General features: G+C 75.8%; 20 protein-coding genes. 10 read left to right on the top strand and 10 right to left on the bottom strand.

The genetic code is table 11. The features are described 5' to 3' along the window. Positions 1-138: 138 nt before the first annotated feature. The gene (locus ACFQH9_RS22135) at positions 139-402 is read right to left on the bottom strand and encodes a hypothetical protein (protein WP_379568480.1); all 264 of its coding nucleotides are present in this window, start codon (positions 400-402) and stop codon (positions 139-141) included. A gap of 281 nt (positions 403-683) precedes the next feature. On the opposite strand from ACFQH9_RS22135, the gene ACFQH9_RS22130 reads away from it, so the two are divergent. From ACFQH9_RS22130 to ACFQH9_RS22105, 6 genes are all read left to right on the top strand, one after another. Next, positions 684-872 (top strand): DUF1918 domain-containing protein, encoded by a 189-nt coding sequence (locus ACFQH9_RS22130; RefSeq protein ID WP_379568478.1) that lies wholly within the window; start codon positions 684-686, stop codon positions 870-872. Between the two features lie 113 nt (positions 873-985). Further along, the gene (locus ACFQH9_RS22125) at positions 986-1,366 is read left to right on the top strand and encodes a CBS domain-containing protein (protein ID WP_379568476.1); all 381 of its coding nucleotides are present in this window, start codon (positions 986-988) and stop codon (positions 1,364-1,366) included. Beyond that, positions 1,363-2,085: a GAF and ANTAR domain-containing protein gene (locus tag ACFQH9_RS22120; protein ID WP_379568474.1), complete on the top strand. Its 723-nt coding sequence runs from the start codon at positions 1,363-1,365 to the stop codon at positions 2,083-2,085. Before ACFQH9_RS22125 ends, ACFQH9_RS22120 begins: the two co-directional genes overlap by 4 nt. A 405-nt stretch (positions 2,086-2,490) precedes the next feature. Next, on the top strand, positions 2,491-2,844 hold the full coding sequence (locus ACFQH9_RS22115) for a dsRBD fold-containing protein (RefSeq protein WP_379568472.1): 354 nt from the start codon (positions 2,491-2,493) through the stop codon (positions 2,842-2,844). 269 nt (positions 2,845-3,113) lie between these two features. Continuing rightward, positions 3,114-3,911: a universal stress protein gene (locus tag ACFQH9_RS22110; RefSeq protein ID WP_379568470.1), complete on the top strand. Its 798-nt coding sequence runs from the start codon at positions 3,114-3,116 to the stop codon at positions 3,909-3,911. A 117-nt stretch (positions 3,912-4,028) separates the two neighbouring features. Beyond that, the gene (locus ACFQH9_RS22105) at positions 4,029-5,000 is read left to right on the top strand and encodes a rod shape-determining protein (protein ID WP_379568468.1); all 972 of its coding nucleotides are present in this window, start codon (positions 4,029-4,031) and stop codon (positions 4,998-5,000) included. Positions 5,001-5,045: 45 nt separating this feature from the next. On the opposite strand, the gene ACFQH9_RS22100 is transcribed toward ACFQH9_RS22105, so the two are convergent. From ACFQH9_RS22100 to ACFQH9_RS22085, 4 genes are all read right to left on the bottom strand, one after another. Next, positions 5,046-7,979, bottom strand: coding sequence for an FtsW/RodA/SpoVE family cell cycle protein (locus ACFQH9_RS22100; protein WP_379568466.1), 2,934 nt, complete (start codon positions 7,977-7,979; stop codon positions 5,046-5,048). Positions 7,980-8,004: 25 nt separating this feature from the next. Next, complete coding sequence (locus tag ACFQH9_RS22095) at positions 8,005-8,595, bottom strand: hypothetical protein (protein ID WP_379568464.1); 591 nt, start codon at positions 8,593-8,595, stop codon at positions 8,005-8,007. A gap of 331 nt (positions 8,596-8,926) precedes the next feature. Then, positions 8,927-9,544: an FMN reductase gene (locus ACFQH9_RS22090; RefSeq protein WP_379568462.1), complete on the bottom strand. Its 618-nt coding sequence runs from the start codon at positions 9,542-9,544 to the stop codon at positions 8,927-8,929. Between the two features lie 2 nt (positions 9,545-9,546). Then, complete coding sequence (locus ACFQH9_RS22085) at positions 9,547-10,686, bottom strand: LLM class flavin-dependent oxidoreductase (RefSeq protein ID WP_379568460.1); 1,140 nt, start codon at positions 10,684-10,686, stop codon at positions 9,547-9,549. 82 nt (positions 10,687-10,768) lie between these two features. Between ACFQH9_RS22085 and ACFQH9_RS22080 the strand changes: the two genes are divergently transcribed. Both ACFQH9_RS22080 and ACFQH9_RS22075 read left to right on the top strand, forming a co-directional pair. After that, positions 10,769-11,224: a MarR family winged helix-turn-helix transcriptional regulator gene (locus ACFQH9_RS22080; protein WP_379568458.1), complete on the top strand. Its 456-nt coding sequence runs from the start codon at positions 10,769-10,771 to the stop codon at positions 11,222-11,224. Between the two features lie 85 nt (positions 11,225-11,309). Beyond that, positions 11,310-13,103, top strand: coding sequence for a thiamine pyrophosphate-requiring protein (locus tag ACFQH9_RS22075; protein WP_379568456.1), 1,794 nt, complete (start codon positions 11,310-11,312; stop codon positions 13,101-13,103). Positions 13,104-13,115: 12 nt separating this feature from the next. On the opposite strand, the gene ACFQH9_RS22070 is transcribed toward ACFQH9_RS22075, so the two are convergent. From ACFQH9_RS22070 to ACFQH9_RS22055, 4 genes are all read right to left on the bottom strand, one after another. Beyond that, positions 13,116-13,337: a hypothetical protein gene (locus ACFQH9_RS22070; RefSeq protein ID WP_379568454.1), complete on the bottom strand. Its 222-nt coding sequence runs from the start codon at positions 13,335-13,337 to the stop codon at positions 13,116-13,118. A 137-nt stretch (positions 13,338-13,474) separates the two neighbouring features. Continuing rightward, positions 13,475-14,080, bottom strand: coding sequence for a nitrile hydratase subunit alpha (locus tag ACFQH9_RS22065; RefSeq protein WP_379568452.1), 606 nt, complete (start codon positions 14,078-14,080; stop codon positions 13,475-13,477). Then, positions 14,077-14,352, bottom strand: coding sequence for an SH3-like domain-containing protein (locus ACFQH9_RS22060; RefSeq protein ID WP_379568450.1), 276 nt, complete (start codon positions 14,350-14,352; stop codon positions 14,077-14,079). Before ACFQH9_RS22060 ends, ACFQH9_RS22065 begins: the two co-directional genes overlap by 4 nt. Further along, complete coding sequence (locus ACFQH9_RS22055; RefSeq protein ID WP_379568448.1) at positions 14,345-14,629, bottom strand: hypothetical protein; 285 nt, start codon at positions 14,627-14,629, stop codon at positions 14,345-14,347. The genes ACFQH9_RS22060 and ACFQH9_RS22055 overlap by 8 nt, the downstream gene beginning before the upstream one ends. A gap of 147 nt (positions 14,630-14,776) precedes the next feature. Here ACFQH9_RS22055 and phaZ point away from each other — a divergent pair, with 147 nt between their 5' ends. Together phaZ and ACFQH9_RS22045 are read left to right on the top strand one after the other, a co-directional pair. Further along, positions 14,777-16,057, top strand: coding sequence for a polyhydroxyalkanoate depolymerase (phaZ, locus tag ACFQH9_RS22050; protein WP_379568446.1), 1,281 nt, complete (start codon positions 14,777-14,779; stop codon positions 16,055-16,057). After that, complete coding sequence (locus ACFQH9_RS22045; RefSeq protein ID WP_379568444.1) at positions 16,054-17,808, top strand: PHA/PHB synthase family protein; 1,755 nt, start codon at positions 16,054-16,056, stop codon at positions 17,806-17,808. The genes phaZ and ACFQH9_RS22045 overlap by 4 nt, the downstream gene beginning before the upstream one ends. On the opposite strand, the gene ACFQH9_RS22040 is transcribed toward ACFQH9_RS22045, so the two are convergent. After that, positions 17,775-18,176, bottom strand: coding sequence for a DUF5997 family protein (locus tag ACFQH9_RS22040; protein WP_379568442.1), 402 nt, complete (start codon positions 18,174-18,176; stop codon positions 17,775-17,777). The two genes, ACFQH9_RS22045 and ACFQH9_RS22040, sit on opposite strands and share 34 nt — an antisense overlap. Positions 18,177-18,202: the final 26 nt, after the last annotated feature.

The raw sequence follows: 18,202 nt of genomic DNA, 5'->3' as shown, positions 1-18,202 counted from the left end.
GCGAGGTGCTGGCCCTGCCGAGCGCGCTCCCGGCGCGGCTGCACGGCTGAGCGGCGCGCCCGGGCCGCCGTCCGCGCGGCGGTCCGTGGCGCGACCGGACCGACGTCCGCACGGCGATCCGCGGCGCGCGGACGGGGGTCAGGCGCCCCGGCGCTCCGCGCGCTCGGCGTCGACGTCGAGCAGACGCTGGCGGGCCAGCCGCTCCAGCAGCTCCGGCACGGCCCCCGCGGGCACCCCGGACAGGTCCGCGCGGCACCCCCGGACGACCCGCGCGACCACCCGGGGCGAGAGCTGCCCGGCGAACTCGCGGGCGAGCCGCGCGATCGCGGGCATGACCGCGTCGAACTCCACGGACGGCGCGGGAACGGGGGCGGACGTGAGGGGCAGCGCGGTGAGGGTCATCGGGCTCCTCGTGCGGCGCCGCGCGCGGCGGCGGGGCGGGCGGTGTGGGGCCGGGCGGACCGGTGGGCCGATCGGCTCGGAAGCGCGGCCACGGCTCCGACGGAGCGCGGGGCACGCGGGCATCACCGCGTTCTCGCGGTGCATCGGGAGCAGAGTCTGGCCCGGGCGGCGCCGGCGCACCAGGGTCGGAAGTCCCTATCGCCTCCGGGACCCGCCGGACCCTGGTCCGCGGGCGGGTGACGCGGGATCCTGGGGTGCCCACCCGCGTGCAGGGAGGCATCGTGCAGGCTCACGTCGGCGACCGCATCGTCATCGAGACCAACGCCCTCGACATCGCCCGGCGGCGCGGGACCATCGTCGCCGTCCTCGGCGGCGAGGGCGACACCGAGCACTACCGGGTGCGCTGGCAGGACGGCCACGAGTCCGTGTTCTTCCCCGGCCCGGACGCCCACGTCGACTCCGCGCGGTGACCGCGGGAGCCGTCGCGGCGGCGCCCGCCACGCGCACCGCGCAGGTGCACGGCCGAGCCGCTCCGGGGCTTCGGACCCTGGCCGAGAGCCCGTGCGGGCGGGACGCTCCCCGGGTGCACGTGCGCGAGGTCATGAGCGACCCGGTGCTCGTCGTGGCGGTGGGATCCAGCGTCCGCGACGCGGCCGCGGCGCTCGCGGCGCACGGGCTCCCGGACGTGCCGGTGGTCGACGAGCGGGGCCGCTTCGTCGGGATGCTCGCCGAGGCCGATCTCGTGCCGGACCGGCTGGAGGGCCGCCGCGGACCCGCGGCCCCGGGCGTCGGGCCGCTCGTGCGCACCGACGTGCCGACGGCGACGCCCGACGGCGACCTCCTCGGGCTGGTGCACCGGATGCGCGAGGCCGACGTGCGGGTCGTGCCGGTGCTCGACGGGGACCGGGTGGCCGGCATCGTCACCCTCTCCGACCTGCTGCGCGTGCTGCGGGACGCCCGTTGACCGGGGAGGTCGGGCTCGCCGAGCGGTTCGCCCGGCTCGCGCGGGCGCTGCGGACCGCGCCGACCCCGGAGGACGCGCAGGAGCGGGTCACGCTCTACGCCGTCGCGACCGTGCCCGGCTGCGACCACGCGGGGATCTCGCTGGTCGACCGGCACGGCGGGGTGGTGTCCGTGGCGTCGACGGGCGCGGCCGCGAGCCGGGTCGACGAGATCCAGCACGAGGTCGGCGAGGGCCCCTGCCTCGGCGTGATCCACGACCGGTTCGTGTGCGCGGTCGCGGACCTGGCCGCCGACGCCCGCTGGCCCGCCTTCGGCCGGCGCGCCGTCGCCGAGACCGGGGTGCGCGGACTGCTGTGCTTCCGGTTGTTCGTCGAGGACGACGTCCTGGGCGCCCTGACCCTCTCCTCGACGAGGCCGGGCGCCTTCGACCACCACGCCGTCGCCGTCGGCACGGTCCTCGCCGCGCACGCGGCCCTCGCGATGACCGACGCCCGCAACCGCCGCCGCTGCGCCGAGCTCGACGAGGCGCTGCGTTCCAACCGCGACATCGGCACCGCGATGGGCATCCTCATGGCGCGCCGGCTGGTCACCCGCGACCAGGCGTTCGACCTGCTGCGGACCGCGTCCCGCCGGCTGCACCGCAAGCTGCGCGACGTGGCCCTCGACGTCGTCGAGACGGGCACGCTGCCGGTGGATGCGACGGTGGCCGCCGAACGGTAGGCTGCCTCGATCCGGTCCGCCTGAGCCCACAGCGCAACCGGCAGTCCGAGCGGGTCCCATGCCTCCACCGCCACCGGTGCGCACGACCGGGACGGGGGTCTCGAACCCCCGGCNCGGTGCGCACGACCGGGACGGGGGTCTCGAACCCCCGCCCGGCGCCGCGCCCGGTGCTGCGTGCCGCCCGCGCCCGGGCCCCCTCTCCTCGTCCCGCGGACCCGGGCCTCCCACCCGCGCTACACCCCCAGCCCCCGGGTGGGCGACCCGTCCGCCGGTGCGGGCNCCCCCCCCCCCCCCCCCCCCCGCGGGATGCCCGTCCCGACCGAATCGGGGCCGCGAACCCGGTGAGCCCTTCCGTCGCGCGTCCCGCGGGGGCACGCTCGACGCAGGACGCCGAGAGGGACGGGGATGACCGAGCCGACCACCGCACGCAGCCTGTCGGACGCGCTCACGGCCGCGGACCGGATCCGGTCCGGCCCGCAGCCGGACCGGCCCTCGGGCATCCCCGCGGGAAAGCGCTGGACCGTGATCGTCGACCTCGAGGCCGGGTCCGGGGTGACGCGGGCCGTGGCGCGGCTGCACGACCGCGTCTCCGACCGGCTCGTCGGGATCGGGCAGGCGCGGCTCGCCCCGCCGGACGCCGACGTCCCCGGCGTGGCCGACGAGGTCGCGGCGGCCCAGGCGCTGGTCGACCTCGCGCGGCACATGCTGGAGGTCGCCCACGCCGAGGTGGAGACCGCCACTCCCGCCGTCCCGCACTGACCGGACTGACCACACCGACCGCCGCCGACCGTCGCGGGCCGCCCCTCGCACGGCGGAGCGGCCGGTCCGGGCCCCGAATACAGGACTTTCGACCCTGCTGAGAGCCGTGCCGTCGGGGCACCATCGACGTCGCCGGCAGCGTGAAGGCACCGCGCCGGTCACCACTCGTCGTTGGGGAGCGGACGGGTGGACCCGCCGGGGCGGGCGTTCACGGGGAACGCCCGCCCCGGCCCACGCTCGGCAGACGCTCGGCTGGGAGGACGCAAGCGGTGACCCTGTCCGGATCCCCCGTCGCGGTCGGTGTCGACGGCAGCAACGCGTCCCTGCTCGCGGTCGCGTTCGCGGCGGGCGAGGCCCGCGCGCTCGGCGTCCCGCTCGTGCTCGTGCACGCCCTCCGTCCGGACGAGTCCGCGCACCGCGCCGAGGCGCTGCTCGACCGGGCCACGGCCCGCGCCCTGGCCGTCGCCCCCGAGGTCGACGTGCTGCGCCGCGTGTCGCACTGGGCGCCCGGGCCGGCCCTGCTCGAGGCCGCCCGCTCCGCGTCGCTGCTGGTCGTGGGCATGGGCGGGCGGGACGACCCGCCGGAGGCCGCCGACGACTCCGTCGCCCTCGACCTGATCGGCCGGGCCCGCTGCCCGGTCGCGGTCGTGCGCGCACCGCACCGCCGGCACCGCTCGGTGGTCGTGGTCGCCGTCGCCGACCCGGTGCGGGACACGCCGCTGCTCGCCGCCGCCTTCCCGCTCGCCGCCGGCCGCGGCGTGCCGCTCGTCGTCGAGGTCCCGCAGACCGGCGACGCCGACGCCGACCTCGTCGCGGCCGCCGCGCTGGACACCGCGCTCGCGCCGTGGACCGCCCGGTTCCCCGAGGTCCGGGTGGAGACGGCCGCCGTGCGCGGCCCGTTCGTCGAACACGTGCTGGAGCGCGCGTCGGGCGCCGCCGCGCTGGTCCTGGGTCGGCCCGACGGCACGGGGCGGTGGGACGAGCCGGCGCGGCGCGCGGTCCACCGCGGCCCGTGCCCGGTGGTCGTGGTGCGGACCGAGGCGGCACCGGAGCCGGCGGGCGCGTAGGGCGGACGGACTAGCGTCCTTCGGCCCTGCCGGGGGGCGGCGGCGAGGGGCAGGCTGGCAGGGGGCGGCGCGGGGCACCGTGCCGGGAGCTGGGGGTGGAGCATGGGGCGTATCGGCATGGACGTCGGCACCGGCACCACGGTGCTGTACGACGCCGAGGGCGGGTTCCAGTACGACGAGCCGTCGGTCATGCTCGCCCGCCCGCACGGCCGGGGCGTGAGCGTGGGCCGCGAGGCCGCCGACCTCGTCGACAGGATCCCCTCGGGCGCGCACGCCGTCCGGCCGGTGCGCGACGGCGTGATCACCGACCTGGACACGGCCCGCCGCTACCTGCGCGCCGTCGTCCGTCACGTGCTCCCCCGGCCCTGGCAACGGACCCGGCTGTCCGCGGTCCTCACCGTCCCGGCAGGGGCCAGCCCGCTGGAACGCCGCGCCCTGGTCGAGGCCGCGGAGGAGGCCGGGATCGTCCGTGTGCTGGCCATCGCCGGACCCGTCGCCGGCGCGATCGGGTGCGGCGTCGACCCGCTCGACCGGCGGGTGCACATGGTCGCCGTTGTCGGCGCCGGCACGGCCGAGATCGTCGCGATGTGCTTCGGCGAGGTGCTGGCCGTGCGGTCGCGCCGGGTCGCCGGGGACGCGATCGCGGCCGCGGTGCGCCGGCACGTCCGCGAGCAGCACCACCTCCTCCTGGGCCGGGACGCCGCCGAGGAGCTGACCATCCGGGCCGGCGGGGCACCGGACGGCGCCGAGATCGCGGTCGTCGGGCGGGACGGCGACAACGGCCGGCCCCGCACGGTGCGCCTGCCCGCCGCCGAGCTGCACGGCATCGTGGCGCCGCGGGTCGCCGAGCTCGCGACCTCGCTGATCGGCTGCCTCGACGACCTGCCCGCCCGCGCGCTCGACGACCTCGCCGCGGACGGCGTCCTGCTCGTCGGGGGTGCCTCCCCGACCCGCGGGCTGCGCGCGGCGCTGGAGGCGGGTCTCGGGCTGCCCGTCAAGCAGGCGGAGAACCCGTCCACCTGTGTGGCCGAGGGTGCCGCGCGCGCCTTCACCCTGCCCGGCGTGCTCGAGACCTACGCCCGGGCCTGAGGCGGGCCCGCCGCCGGGACGGGCATCCCGGCGGTACCTCTCCCGTCAGGGGGCCGGGGGCGCGTCCGTGTACTGCCGCAGCCCGTCGAGGACGATCCGGCTCGCGCTGTTGCCGCCCTTGCCCGGTCCCTGGACCAGCCCGGTCATGACCACGGTCGGCGCGTCGAGCGGCGCGGCCGCCGAGGTCCAGTTGTCGTACTCCTCCGCCGACAGGCTGCCGTCCTGCGCGGTGCCGGTCTTCGCGCCGGAGTCCAGGGGCAGCGTCGAGAGCGACGTGGCCGTCCCCCCGTGCACGGCCCCGCGCATGCCGTCCCTGATCGGGCCGAGCGCTGCGGCGAAGGGCACCGGGACGGGCGGGGGCACCGGCAGGGCGGTGAACCCGGTCTCGGGGGTGCCGACGGCGAGCCCCACCCGCGGCGTCACCAGCTGGCCGGTCGCGACCGCCGCCGTCCAGCGGGCGTTCTGCAGCGGCGTGACCTGCAGCGGGCCCTGGCCGATGCCGAGGATCACCGTCGTGCCGCCGTACCAGTGGCTGCCGTCCGCCTCGATCGTCTCCGGGGTGCCGAGGTAGCCCGCGGACTCGCCCGGGAGGTCGATGCCCGTCGGTGCCCCCACGCCGAGCGCGTGGGCGGCGTCGACGATCGGCCCCGGGCCCAGCCGCGCGGCGAGCTGGTAGAAGTACACGTCGTTCGACCAGGCGATGGCCTGCGGCAGGTTCATCGGGCCCATCGGGCGCCAGTTGTCGAAGGTGTGACCGCCGAGGGTGAAGCTCGCCCCGGTGGGGATCACCGACGCGGGCGGGATCGTGTTCGTGACGACGTTCGCCGCCGCCACCACGAGCTTGAAGGTCGACCCGGGCGGCACGGCGACCTGGCTGGCGTGCTCGAGGGTCGGGTGGCCCGGGCGCGCCTCCACGGCCTGCAGCGCCTGCGCGTCGAGCGGCGGGCCGTACAGGTTGTTGTCGTAGGAGGGCAGGCTCGCCAGGGCGAGGACCTGGCCGTTGCGCGGATCCATGGCGACCGCCGCGCCGACCGCGCGCGGGTTGCGCTGGGAGGCGAGCGAGGCCCGCACCGAGTCGGTCAGCCGGCGCTGCAACGGCAGGTCGAGGGCCGTACGCAGGTCCGCACCCGGCACCGGCTCACGGCGGGTCCCGACGGCGGTCGGGACGCCGGACGGGGTGACGTAGTAGCACTGCTCGCCGTCCAGGCCGCGCAGCACCGCGTCGTAGCTCGCCTCCAGCCCCGCCCGTCCGACGACGACGCCGGGCGCCAGCGTCGGGTCGCGCCGCGCCTGCACCTCGGTCGCCACCCCGGTGTACCCGAGGAGCGGGCCGAGCAGCTCGCCGGTGGGGTAGCTGCGCCGCGGGTCGAGCTCGACCCGCATCCCGGCGAACCTGGTGAACGCCCGCGCCTGCGCGAGGGGCAGGTCGGCCAGCTCGAGCGACAACGTGGTGTCGGGGGCCGCGTCGAGGGCGGCCCGCACGTCCGCGGCCGGCCGGCCGAGCATCTCCGCGATCCCGTCGATCTCGACGGGCCGGACCAGGGTCGGGACCGCCAGGACCTTGGCCGTGCCGGCGTCCGTCCTCGCGGCGTCGGTGGCGAGCACCGTGCCGTTGCGGTCGGTGATGTCGCCGCGCGGGGCCGGCAGCCGGGCGCAGCGGGTCATCTGCTCCTGGCCCGCCGCCACCAGCGCGGGCCCCTCGACGGCCTCGAGCCGCCAGCCGAAGGCCCCGAAGGTGACCAGCAGCCCGGTCACGCCCAGCGCGGCCACCCGGACCAGCCGCGGGCGCAGCCGCTCGGGCGCGGCCCACAGCACCCGGCGGGCCCCGTCGCGCCGGACGCCGAGCACGACACCGATCGCCGCGAGGTGCACCACCACCGCGGTGCCGCCGTAGCTGACCAGCGGGAACGGCACCCCGGCCAGCGGCAGCAGGCCGAGGTTGCCGCCGACGGAGACCACGACCTCGGCGCCGAACAGCACGGCGAGCCCACCCGCGAGCAGCGCCCCGTGGGCGGTGCGCGAGGTGCGCGACGCGACGGCGAGCCGCCACACCAGGACCACGGCGGCCAGCAGCACCGCCACCCCCGCGACCATCCCGAACTGCAGGACGAGGCTGGCCGGGGCGAGGTCGGTGTCCCGTTCGGGCAGGTAGCGCTCCAGGATGTTCGTCACCGGGTCCCCGGCCTGCCCGAACGCGCCGCCCGAGGCGAGCGCGATCCGCGCCTGCGCGACGGCCCACCCCGAGCCCGCCGGCGACTCCGCCGAGCCCGCCAGGAAGCTGCCGAGCCGCTCCACCTGGTAGGGCCGCAGCAGCCCGACGACCAGCGGTGCGGCCACCGCGGCCCCGGCGAACACCGGCAGCACGAACCGCGCCGGCACCCGCCCGATGATCAGCAGCGCGACCGCGACGACCACCAGCAGCGTCGTGGTGCTCAGGTCGGGCTGCAGCACGGTGAGCATGATCGGCACCGCGGCCAGGACCAGTGCGCCCAGGAACCGCTGCCACGCCGGCCGGCCCGATCCCAGGACGCCGGCGACGACCAGGAGCATGCCCAGTTTCGCGAGCTCGGAGGGCTGGAAGGTGAACCCGCCGAAGGCGATCCACCGGGTGGCGCCGTTGGCCGACAGCCCCACCACGGGCACCGCGAGGAGCAGCACGACGGCCGCGGCGTAGCAGACGACGCCGAGCACCCCGAGCAGGCCGACCCGGACCCGCCAGAACAACGCCAGCAGCACGAGCCCGCCGCCGGCGATGATCGCCTGCCGCACGGCGGTGTCGGCGCCCTCGACGACGGCGAGGTTCGCCAGTCCCGCGACGACCAGGACCAGCGTGGCCAGCACGGCCACGAGGTCGAACGCCAGCCCGGGGTTGCGCGGGCGCCGCGGCGGCCGCTCCGCGCGGGACGGCCGGTCGGAGGCCCACGCGGAGACCCGGCGCCTGCCACGCAGGAGCCGGCGCAGGCGCCTGCCGGGCCTCATCGCGACGGTCCCCCGCGCCGGCCGGTCACGGGGTGCACCCGCCCGTCGGCGGGACGCGGACCGCCGGGCTGGCCGCGACCCCCGGGCCACCCGTGACGGCGGTGAGGGCGGTCGCGGCGGCGTCGGGCACCCGGACGGACGCGACGACGTCGGCGCGGTCCCCGCCCGCGGGCACTGTCACGGTGCCGTCGGCGAGCGTGCCGGCGGTGCCGGCGCACAGGTCGTCGAGCCGCAGGACCCAGCCGACGGCCACCGGCTCCGGCGCGGGACGCAGCCCCACGTGGATCCGGACGAGGCAGTCCTGCCCGGACCCGCAGGTCCGCACGGTGCGCAGGCCGACCGCGCCGACCGCGCCGGCGGCGGGCGGCGCGGGGGCGGCCGGCAACGGTGGCAGCGGCCTGGCCGGCGCGGCCACGGCCGCCGTGTCCCGCCCGCTCGCGAGCAGCAGGGCGATGTCCGCCTCGATCCGCTCGTGCAGCAGCACCCACTCGACCACCAGCACCGCCGACACCGCCAGCGGCCAGGCGATCCAGAGCCACCAGCGGCGCCGTCCCCCGCGCACGCCCGCGTACCCCCCGGCGCGAACCACCCCGCAGCCCCCCTCGTCCCCCGCCACGGCCCGACTCGTCCCCGCGGACACCGTGCCCGACGCGGGCGCGGCACAGGCAGGGGCGGACGGCCCCGCGGGGTCCACGGGGTCCCGGGGCGGAAGAGGCCCTTTCCGGGGCGATGGACCCTGGCGGGTCGTGGCGTCACACCACGCGGCGAGGCCCGGCTCGAGCAAGGACCACTGGCCCGACGCGCGCCGCCGCGAGCAGCGGCAGCGCCCCCCACGTCGCGGCCTCGGTCGGGGCGCTCGACCGCTGCTCAGCTCGGTGGCGGGTCCTCACCCTCCCCGGGGACCGGCGGGACGGGCCTGCCCCGGTCGCGCCGGGCCGCGGCAGGGCTCAGACGCCACCGAGCAGCGCCTCGAACGACGGCGCGTCGGCGAACGGGTCCGCCGCCCGCGCCGCCGGCCGCGTGGCGACGAGCTCGGCCAGCTCCTCGGCCGCGCGCTCGATCCGCGCGGCCAGCCCGTGGCTCGCCTCCCCCGCGCCACCCCAGTCCTCCGACGCCGCGAACACGCCGGTGGGCGCGACGACGGCGCGCAGGTAGGCGAACAGCGGCCGCAGCGCGTGCTCGAGCGCCAGCGAGTGCCGGGCCGTGCCGGCCGTCGCCCCCATCAGCACCGGCTTGCCGGTCAGGGCGTCCTTGTCCACGACGTCGAAGAACGTCTTGAACAGCCCGCTGTACGACGCCGAGAAGATCGGCGTGACCGCGATGATCCCGTCGGCGCCGGTCACGGCCTCCAGCGCCGGCCGCAGCCCGGCGTTCGCGAAACCGGTGACCAGGTCGTCGGCCAGGTCGCGGGCGTGCTCGCGCAGCTCGACGACCTCGACGTCGGCCTCCACGCCGCGGCGGCGCAGGGCCGCCACGGTCGCCGCGGCCAGCCGGTCGGCCAGCAGCCGGGTGGACGACGGGACGGACAGTCCCGCGCTCACCACGGCGATCCTTCGCTTCTCCATGATCAGGCCGCCTCCTCCGGGGCCTGCCCCGTGACGTCGTCCGCCGGGGCGTAGACGGTCGAGTCCTTCGCGCCGCGCGCGGCGACCAGGGACTCGTGGGTCGGAGCGTCGGGGACGTGCGCGGGCTTGAGCGCGGCGAACTCCTTGCGCAGCACCGGCACGACCTCCTCGCCCAGGATGTCGAGCTGCTCGAGCACGGTCTTCAGGGGCAGGCCCGCGTGGTCGACCAGGAACAGCTGGCGCTGGTAGTCCCCGACGTAGTCGCGGAACCCCAGGGTCCGCTCGATGACCTGCTGCGGGCTGCCCACGGTCAGCGGGGTCTCCCGGCTGAAGTCCTCCAGCGAGGGCCCGTGCCCGTAGACCGGTGCGTTGTCGAAGTACGGCCGGAACTCCTTCACCGCGTCCTGGCTGTTCCTCCGCATGAACACCTGCCCGCCGAGCCCGACGATCGCCTGGTCCGCGGCGCCGTGGCCGTAGTGCTCGAACCGGCGGCGGTAGAACTCGACCATCCGCCTGGTGTGCTCCGCCGGCCAGAAGATGTGGTTGTGGAAGAAGCCGTCGCCGTAGTACGCGGCCTGCTCCGCGATCTCCGGGCTGCGGATCGAGCCGTGCCACACGAACGGCGCGACGCCGTCGAGCGGGCGCGGGGTCGAGGTGAAGCCGCGCAGCGGGGTGCGGAACCGGCCCTCCCAGTCGACGACGTCGGAGTCCCACAGCCTGCGCAGCAGCGCGTAGTTCTCGATGGCCAGCGGGATGCCGTCCCGGATGTCCTTGCCGAACCACGGGTAGACCGGGCCGGTGTTGCCGCGGCCCATCATCAGGTCCACGCGGCCGCCGGCCAGGTGCTGCAGCATCGCGTAGTCCTCGGCGATCTTCACCGGGTCGTTCGTGGTGATCAGCGTCGTGGCCGTCGAGAGCTGCAGGCGCTCGGTCTGCCCCGCGATGTAGCCGAGGGTCGTCGTCGGCGACGAGGAGAAGAAGGGCGGGTTGTGGTGCTCGCCCAGGGCGAAGACGTCCAGCCCCACCTCCTCGGCCTTCTTCGCGATCGCGACGACCGCCGTGATCCGCTCCGCCTCGGACGGCGTGCGCCCGGTCGTCGGGTCGGTCGTGACGTCGCTGACGGAGAACACTCCGAACTGCATGACCCTCACCTCACTGGTTGATGTGTCATCTACCGTGCCTCAACCTTGGTGACGTGTCAACTATTCCGGTACCGTGGAGCCCATGACCCGATGGCTCGACGAGCGCGAGCAGCGGACCTGGCGCGCCTACCTCGCGATGCAGGCCCAGCTGCAGGCGCAGCTGCACCGGCGGCTGCAGGCCGACTCCGGCCTCTCCTACGCCGACTTCGACGTGCTCGTCGCGCTGACCGACCGCAACGGCGAGCAGGTGCGCGTGCTGGAGCTGGCCGAGGCCCTGCAGTGGGAGAAGAGCCGGCTCTCCCACCACCTCTCGCGGATGCAGAAGCGCGGTCTGGTCGAGCGGCAGGAGTGCACCGACGACGCCCGGGGGGCCTTCGTCGTGCTGACCGAGGAGGGGCGGCGCGCGATCGAGGGCGCGGCGCCCGGCCACGTCGAGGCGGTGCGGGAGCTGATGTTCGACGGGCTCGACGCCGCCCAGGTCGACGCGCTCGCCGGCATCGCGGAGACCGTGCTCGACCGGATCCGCGCGGCGAGCTGAGCGAGCCGACGGACCGAACTGCGCGGGATCGGGCACGATCGGCCGCTGCGGCATGCGGGGCGGGGCGCCGGGTACCCGACGGTCCATGGGTGAGGACCAGCAGCTGGTCGCGGACCTCGTCGTCGAGCGTCTGCGCGCGTGGGGCGTCGAGCGCGTGTTCGGCCATTCCGGCGACGGGATCAACACCGTGCTCGGGGCGATGCGGCGGGCCGGGGGCCGTCCGGCGTTCGTGCAGGCCCGGCACGAGGAGACCGCGGCGCTGATGGCGGTCGGGCACGCGAAGTACACCGGCGGCGTCGGCGTCGTCATGTCCACGCAGGGCCCGGGCGCGGTCCACCTGGTCAACGGCCTGTACGACGCCAAGCTCGACGGCGTGCCGCTGGTCGCCGTCGTCGGCCAGCAGGAGCGGACGGTGCTGGGGTCGGCCTACCAGCAGGACATCGACCTGCAGACGCTGTTCGGCGACGCCACCCGCTACGTGCAGACGGTGACCGCGCCGGAGCAGGCGCAGATGGTGCTCGACCGGGCCTTCCGTACCGCCCTGGCCTCCCGCGCGCCCTGCGCGGTCGTCCTGCCGCACGACGTGCAACGGCTGCCCCTGCCCGAGGGCCTCCCCCAGGAGCACGGCGTGATCGTCAGCTCACCGCAGTGGCGGCGGCCCCGCGTGCGCCCGCACGACGACGACCTGCGCGCCGCCGCCGAGGTGCTCAACGCCGGCCGGAAGGTCGCCCTGCTGGTCGGGCAGGGCGCGCGGCACGCCGGCGCACAGGTTCAGGCCGCGGCCGAGCGGCTCGGCGCCGGGATCACCACCAGCCTGCTGGGCAAGCCCTGGGTGGACGAGCACTCCCCCGTCGCCGCCGGGGTCATGGGGCACCTGGGCACCAGCGCGAGCGCCTTCGTTCTGGAGAACTGCGACACGCTGCTGATCGTCGGCTCGAACGACCCGTGGACCGAGTACTACCCGCCGCCCGGGCAGGCGCGCACCGTGCAGATCGACGTCGACACCCGCAACCTCGGCAACCGCTACCCGGTCGACGTCGGGCTGCCCGGCGACGCGGCCGAGACCCTCGACGCCCTGCTCCCCCTGCTCGACGAGCGGGCCGACGACGGCTGGCGCACCCAGGTCGTCGAGGCGGTGGAGCGGTGGCGCGACCTCGCCGCGGAACGGGCGGCGCTGCCCGCCCGGCCGCTCAACCCCGAGCTGGTCGTCCGCGAGCTCAGCCCCCGGCTGCCCGCCGACGCGCAGGTCGGGGTCGACGTGGGGTCGATCACCTACTGGTACGCCCGGCACCTGCTGCTGCCGCCGGGTGTGCAGGCCCACCTGTCCTCGACGCTGGCGAGCATGGGCTCGGCCCTCCCGTACGGCCTCGCGGCCAAGCTCGCCGCCCCGGACCGGCCGGTCGTCGCGCTGGCCGGCGACGGCGCGATGCAGATGAACGGGCTCGCCGAGCTGATCACCGTCGCGGCCCGCTGGTCGGACTGGGCCGACCCGCGGTTCGTCGTCTGCGTCCTGCACAACCGGGACCTGGCGGAGGTGACCTGGGAGCAGCGCGAGATGGAGGGCGACCCGCGGTTCGACGACAGCCAGCGGCTGCCGGAGTTCCCCTACGCCCGCTACGCCGAGCTGCTGGGCCTGCACGGCATCCGCGTCGACGACCCCGCCGACGTCGGCGCCGCGTGGGACGCCGCCCTCAAGGCCGACCGTCCCGCCCTGCTGGAGGCCGTGGTCGACGCCGAGGTGCCGCTGCTCCCGCCCTTCCCGGCGGGGCGGCAGAAGCTCGACACGATGCGGCAGGGCCTGGCCCAGGACGGGCCGGAGGGCGAGCGCGCCCTGCAGTTCCTCGAGGAGCAGGCGCGGCAGGAGGGCGGGTCGGGCTGAGCGGTCCCCGGGTCAGTCCTCCACCACCAGCGGGAGCTTGAAGGTCAGGTTCCGGAGGGCGTTCGCCGGCGGCCGCAGCATGGGTGGGTAGCGCAACTCCGCCTGCACCCACGCGATGATGTCCTGCGCGCGTCGACGGCTGTTCGCGATCCCGGAGACGACGAAGCCGTCCTCGTCGACCACCGTCCACGTCCACTCGCGGTAGCCGGTCCGCCTGGTCACCGTCAGCTGCACCGCGACACCCTATGCACCCGGTCGGTGGGCGGATCCGGGCACCCACCTCCACGGGGCTCGCGGAGCGTCGCGGGCAGCGCCGAAGGCCCCTCGTCCACAACCTCGTTCCGGGAGCCGGACCAGGGCGGGAACGGACCTCAGACCGCGGCGGTGCCGATCAGGCCCTTCCGGGTGACGAGCCCGGCGAGCTGCTCCTCGGAGAGCCCCTCGGTGCCGTCGGGCCTGCGGGGCAGGACCATGTACCGGGACTCCGCGCTCGCGTCCCACACCGAGATCGCGACCGGGTCCGGCAGCTCCAGACCGAACTCGCGCAGCACGCCGCGCGGGTCGCGCACCACGCGGGAGCGGTAGGCCTCGCTCTTGTACCAGGACGGCGAGGGCCCCAGCAGCGCGATCGGGTAGCAGGAGCACAGCGTGCACACCACGACGTGGTGCTCCTCCGTCCCGTCCGCGCGCACGCCGTTCGCGACCACCTTGAGCCGCTGCTCCTGGAGGCCGCCCGCCATGGACAGGCCCAGCTCGCGGATCGCGGCGTTGGCGTCGGCCAGCAGGCGCTCCGCGAAACCCGGATCGGTCCACGCGCGGGCAACGATCCGGGCCCCGTTGGCCGGGCTCCCTCCGGCGAGGAACTCGTCGATGCGGGCGTCGATCTCGCCGGGTTGCAGCAGCCCGCGAGCCTCCAGCAGCGACTCGACGTGCCGGACCTCGGCCGAGATCGTCGCGCTCGCGTGTTCCCCACTCATGCCCGCTCCTCCACCAGGTAGTCCTCCCACAGCTCCACCACGACGGAGTGGTCGCCGGCGCCGAACAGGTCCGCCGCCGCGAAGCGGACGTGGTACACGGGGTGCGGCTCGCCGTCCCGGCCGCGGGCCCGCTCGTCGGCCAGCGGGTGCCGGCCCGCCAGCTCCACGACGGTGCCGACCGCGCCCCGCGCGTAGCCCGGCAGCCGGGTGTGTCCCGCCACGTCGAGCGACCGGGTCCGCACCCGGTCGCCCGCCGCGAACCGGTCAGCCATGCGCGAGCTCCTCGGCGGTCGCGACGCCCTTCTCCGCCAGCAGCAGGCGTATCGCGGCGAACCACCGCTCGTAGTAGGAGGCGGCCAGGTACTCCCGCACCGGCAGCCGCTCCTGCGCGTCGCGGAACTCGTCGAGGTTGTAGACGCCGCGCCGGATCAGGGCGCCGTTGAGCGCGAACACGTGCGCCTCCCAGTCCGCGTGGAAGCGCGGCTCGTCGGGCTCCTCGACGATCGGTGCGAACCCGCTCATCCCGCCGACGTCGTTGATGCGGCTCACGGGCCCTTCCTACCTCACGACCTCCGCGGCGGTCACCCCGGACGACGTCGGGGTGACCGCCGTGCCGTCCCGCCAGCGGTGGTCGACAACGCGACGGTCGGTTACTTTCCGTGTGACGCACGTCGCACGACGAACGGAGATCGGCCGATGCTCTATCCCGCGTACGAGTGGCACCGGCGGTTGACCGAGCCGGCCCGGATCTCGTCGAAGCTCCTGCACCGCACCCTGTCGGGACTGCCCGCGCCGGTCGCGGAGCTGGGCGGGACCCGCAGGCTCAAGGCCGTCAGCGAGATCGTCGCGGGCAGCCGTCCCACCCACGTCCGCCCGGACTGGGGCATCGACTCGGTCACGGTCGCGGGCCAGCGCGTCGCGGTCGAGGTCCGGCCCGTCCTGGCGACACCCTTCGCCACCCTGTTGCACTTCGCGACACCCGGGGTGACCGGGAGGACGCCGACGCTGCTGGTGGGGCCGATCTCCGGGCACTTCGCCACGCTGCTGCGGCCCACGGTCCGCATGCTGCTGTCCGACCACGACGTCTACGTGCTGGACTGGCACAACGCCCGGGACGTCCCGGTCGAGGAGGGCCGGTTCGGGCTCGACGAGTACATCGACCACGTACTGGCCGCGATGCGCCACCTCGGCCCGGGCCACCACGCCCTGGCCGTGTGCCAACCGGCCCCGCTGGTGCTCGCGGCTGTCGCCCTGCTGGCGGTCGCGGACGACCCGGCACAGCCCCGCAGCCTCACGCTCATGGCCGGCCCCATCGACACCCGGGTGAACCCGAACCGGATCAACGAGCTCGCCGCGCGCCGGCCGCTGTCGTTCTACGAGCGGTTCCTCGTCTCGCGGGTGCCCCGCCGCTACGCCGGTGCCGGGCGGCGCGTGTACCCGGGGCTGGCCCAGCTGACCGCGTTCCTGTCGATGAACACCCGGCGGCACCTGGGCTCGCACGTCCAGCTCTACCGCGCGCTGGTCGCGGGCGACGGCGCGACCGCCCGGCGGATCCGCGACTTCTACGACGAGTACGGCGCGGTCATGGACGTGCCGGCCGAGTTCTACCTGGAGACCCTGCAGCACGTCTTCATGGAGCACGCCCTGCCCCGGGGGGAGTTCGTCTGGCGCGGGCAGCGGGTCGATCTCGCCGCCATCCGCCGGACCGCCCTGCTCACCGTCGAAGGAGCCGAGGACGACCTGTGCTCGCCCGGGCAGACCGAGGCGGCCCACGGGCTCTGCACCGGGATCCCCGCGGACGATCACCACCACCACCTGCAGTCGGGCGTCGGGCACTACGGGGTGTTCGCGGGCTCGCGCTGGTCCGAGGAGATCTACCCGGTGTTCCGGGACTTCGTCGCGGCCCGGTCGGCCGCCCGCACCGCGTCCTCGTCCGGAAGTCGCGTCCCCCACGCGAGGATCGGAGCCGCTCGATGACCGCAGAAGCGCCCGGCCGACCCGGTGGGAAGCGGACCGTCCCGCCGGAGCGGCCCCGGCCGCCGGCGGAGCCCGTCGCGGCCGACGAGGCCGACGCGCTCGGCGTGGTCGAGGGCGGCGAGGCGGTCGGCATCCCGTCGGTCACCGGGGTCCTGAAGGGACTCGCCTCGGCCTTCGCTCAGCCCGGGCCCGTCACCCGGGGCGCCGGACGGTTCGTCCGGGACCTGGTGTCGATCGCGCGCGGGACCGACGAGCACACGCCCCATCCGAAGGACAAGCGCTTCGCCGACCCGGCCTGGTCGATGAACCCGCTGTTCCGCCGGCTGGGTCAGGGCTACCTCGCCCTGGGCTCGGAGCTGGGCCGGCTGGTCGACGAGTACGAGAAGAGCGCCGCGGACTGGCACGACGTGGAGCGGGCCCGGTTCGCGGTGTCGGCGTTGACCAGTGCGCTGGCGCCGACCAACCAGCTGCCGACGAACCCCGCCGCGCTCAAGCGGGCCTTCGACACCGCGGGCGCCAGCGTCCTGCGCGGGGCCCGGCAGTTCGTGCACGACGTCCGGCACAACGGCGGGCTGCCCTCGCAGACCGACCGCAGTGCCTTCACGGTGGGCGAGGACCTGGCCGTCACCCCGGGGTACGTCATCGACCGGGACGAGGTGGCCGAGCTCATCGAGTACCGGCCGAGCACCCCCACCGTCCGGGAGCGCCCCTTGCTGGTCGTCCCGCCGCCCATCGGCCGGTACTACTTCCTGGACCTGCGGCCCGGGCGCAGCTTCGTGGAGTACGCGACGAGCCGCGGGCTGCGCGTCTACATGCTCAGCTGGCGCAACCCCACCCGGGAACAGGCGGACTGGGACATCGCCACCTACGCCCGGCGGATCCTCAGCGCCTGTGAGGTCCTCGAGGACGTGACCGGGGTCGAGGACGTCAACACCCTCGGCTTCTGCGCCGGGGGCATCCTCCAGTCGGTCGTCCTGGGTCATCTCGCCGCTCGGGGCGAGCACACCATCCACTCCGCGTCGTACGGCGTCACGCTGCTGGACTTCGGGGTCCGGGCGCCGATCGGCGCCTTCTCCGCGCCGCGGGCGTTGGAGATGGCCCGGGCGGACTCGCAGCGCCGTGGGGTGATCACCGCGCGGTCCCTGGGCACGGTGTTCAGCTGGATGCGCCCGGACGACCTGGTGTTCAACTACGTCGTCAACAACTGGCTGATGGGCGAACGTCCTCCGGTCTTCGACATCCTGGCCTGGAACGCCGACGGGACGAACCTGCCCGCGGCGCTGCACTCGGAGTTCCTCGACATCTTCCGGTCCAACACCCTCGCCGAGGGGCACCTCGAGGTGCTGGGGACGCCGATCGACCTCGGCAAGATCACCGTGCCGGTGTTCGTCACCGGAGCGGTCAACGACCACCTCACCCCCTGGACGGGGTGCTACCGGACGACCGAGCTGGTGGGCGGGCCGAGCACCTACGTCCTGAGCAACGCGGGTCACATCGCCAGCCTGGTCAACCCGCCCGGCAACCCGAAGGCCAGCTACTTCATCGGCGGGGACCCCTCGCACGGCCCCGAGCACTGGCGGGCCACCGCGGAGCGGCGCCAGGGGACGTGGTGGGAGGCCTGGGCCGACTGGCTCCTGGAGAGGTCGGGCGACGAACGCGCGGCCCCCGCCACGGCCGGCAACGCCGACCACCCACCGCTGGAGCCGGCGCCGGGCTCCTATGTCCGGGACCGCACCCCACCCCCGGCCTGACGCCGTTCGGCCTGCAGTCGGGCCTCCGCGCGCTGAGCCTCGGCGCGGGTGCTGCGCTCGCGGCGCAGCCACTCCGGCTGCTCCTCCTTCAACGCCGCGATCTGGGCGGTGGTCAGCGGCTCGGTGATCTCGGCACGAGCCAGTCCGGAGATCGACACTCCCAGTCGGTCCGCGACGACCTGGCGCGGGTGCGGGCCGTCGCGCCGCAGCTCGCGCAACCACTCGGGCGGATCGGCCTGCAGGGCGTCGAGCTCGTCGCGCGAGACGACCCCGTCCCGGAACTCGGCGGGCGTCGCCTCGAGGAGCACGCCGAGCTTCTTCGCCGCCGTCGCGGGCTTCATGGTCTGGGTCGCCCTCTGCCGCGTCATACGCCCAGATTATCGGGGCCGTAGCG

The organism is Pseudonocardia lutea, from assembly GCF_042658055.1.
Classification (GTDB): domain Bacteria; phylum Actinomycetota; class Actinomycetes; order Mycobacteriales; family Pseudonocardiaceae; genus Pseudonocardia; species Pseudonocardia lutea.
Note: the sequence above shows the minus strand (reverse complement) of the source record. Positions and strands in the feature narration are given on the sequence as shown.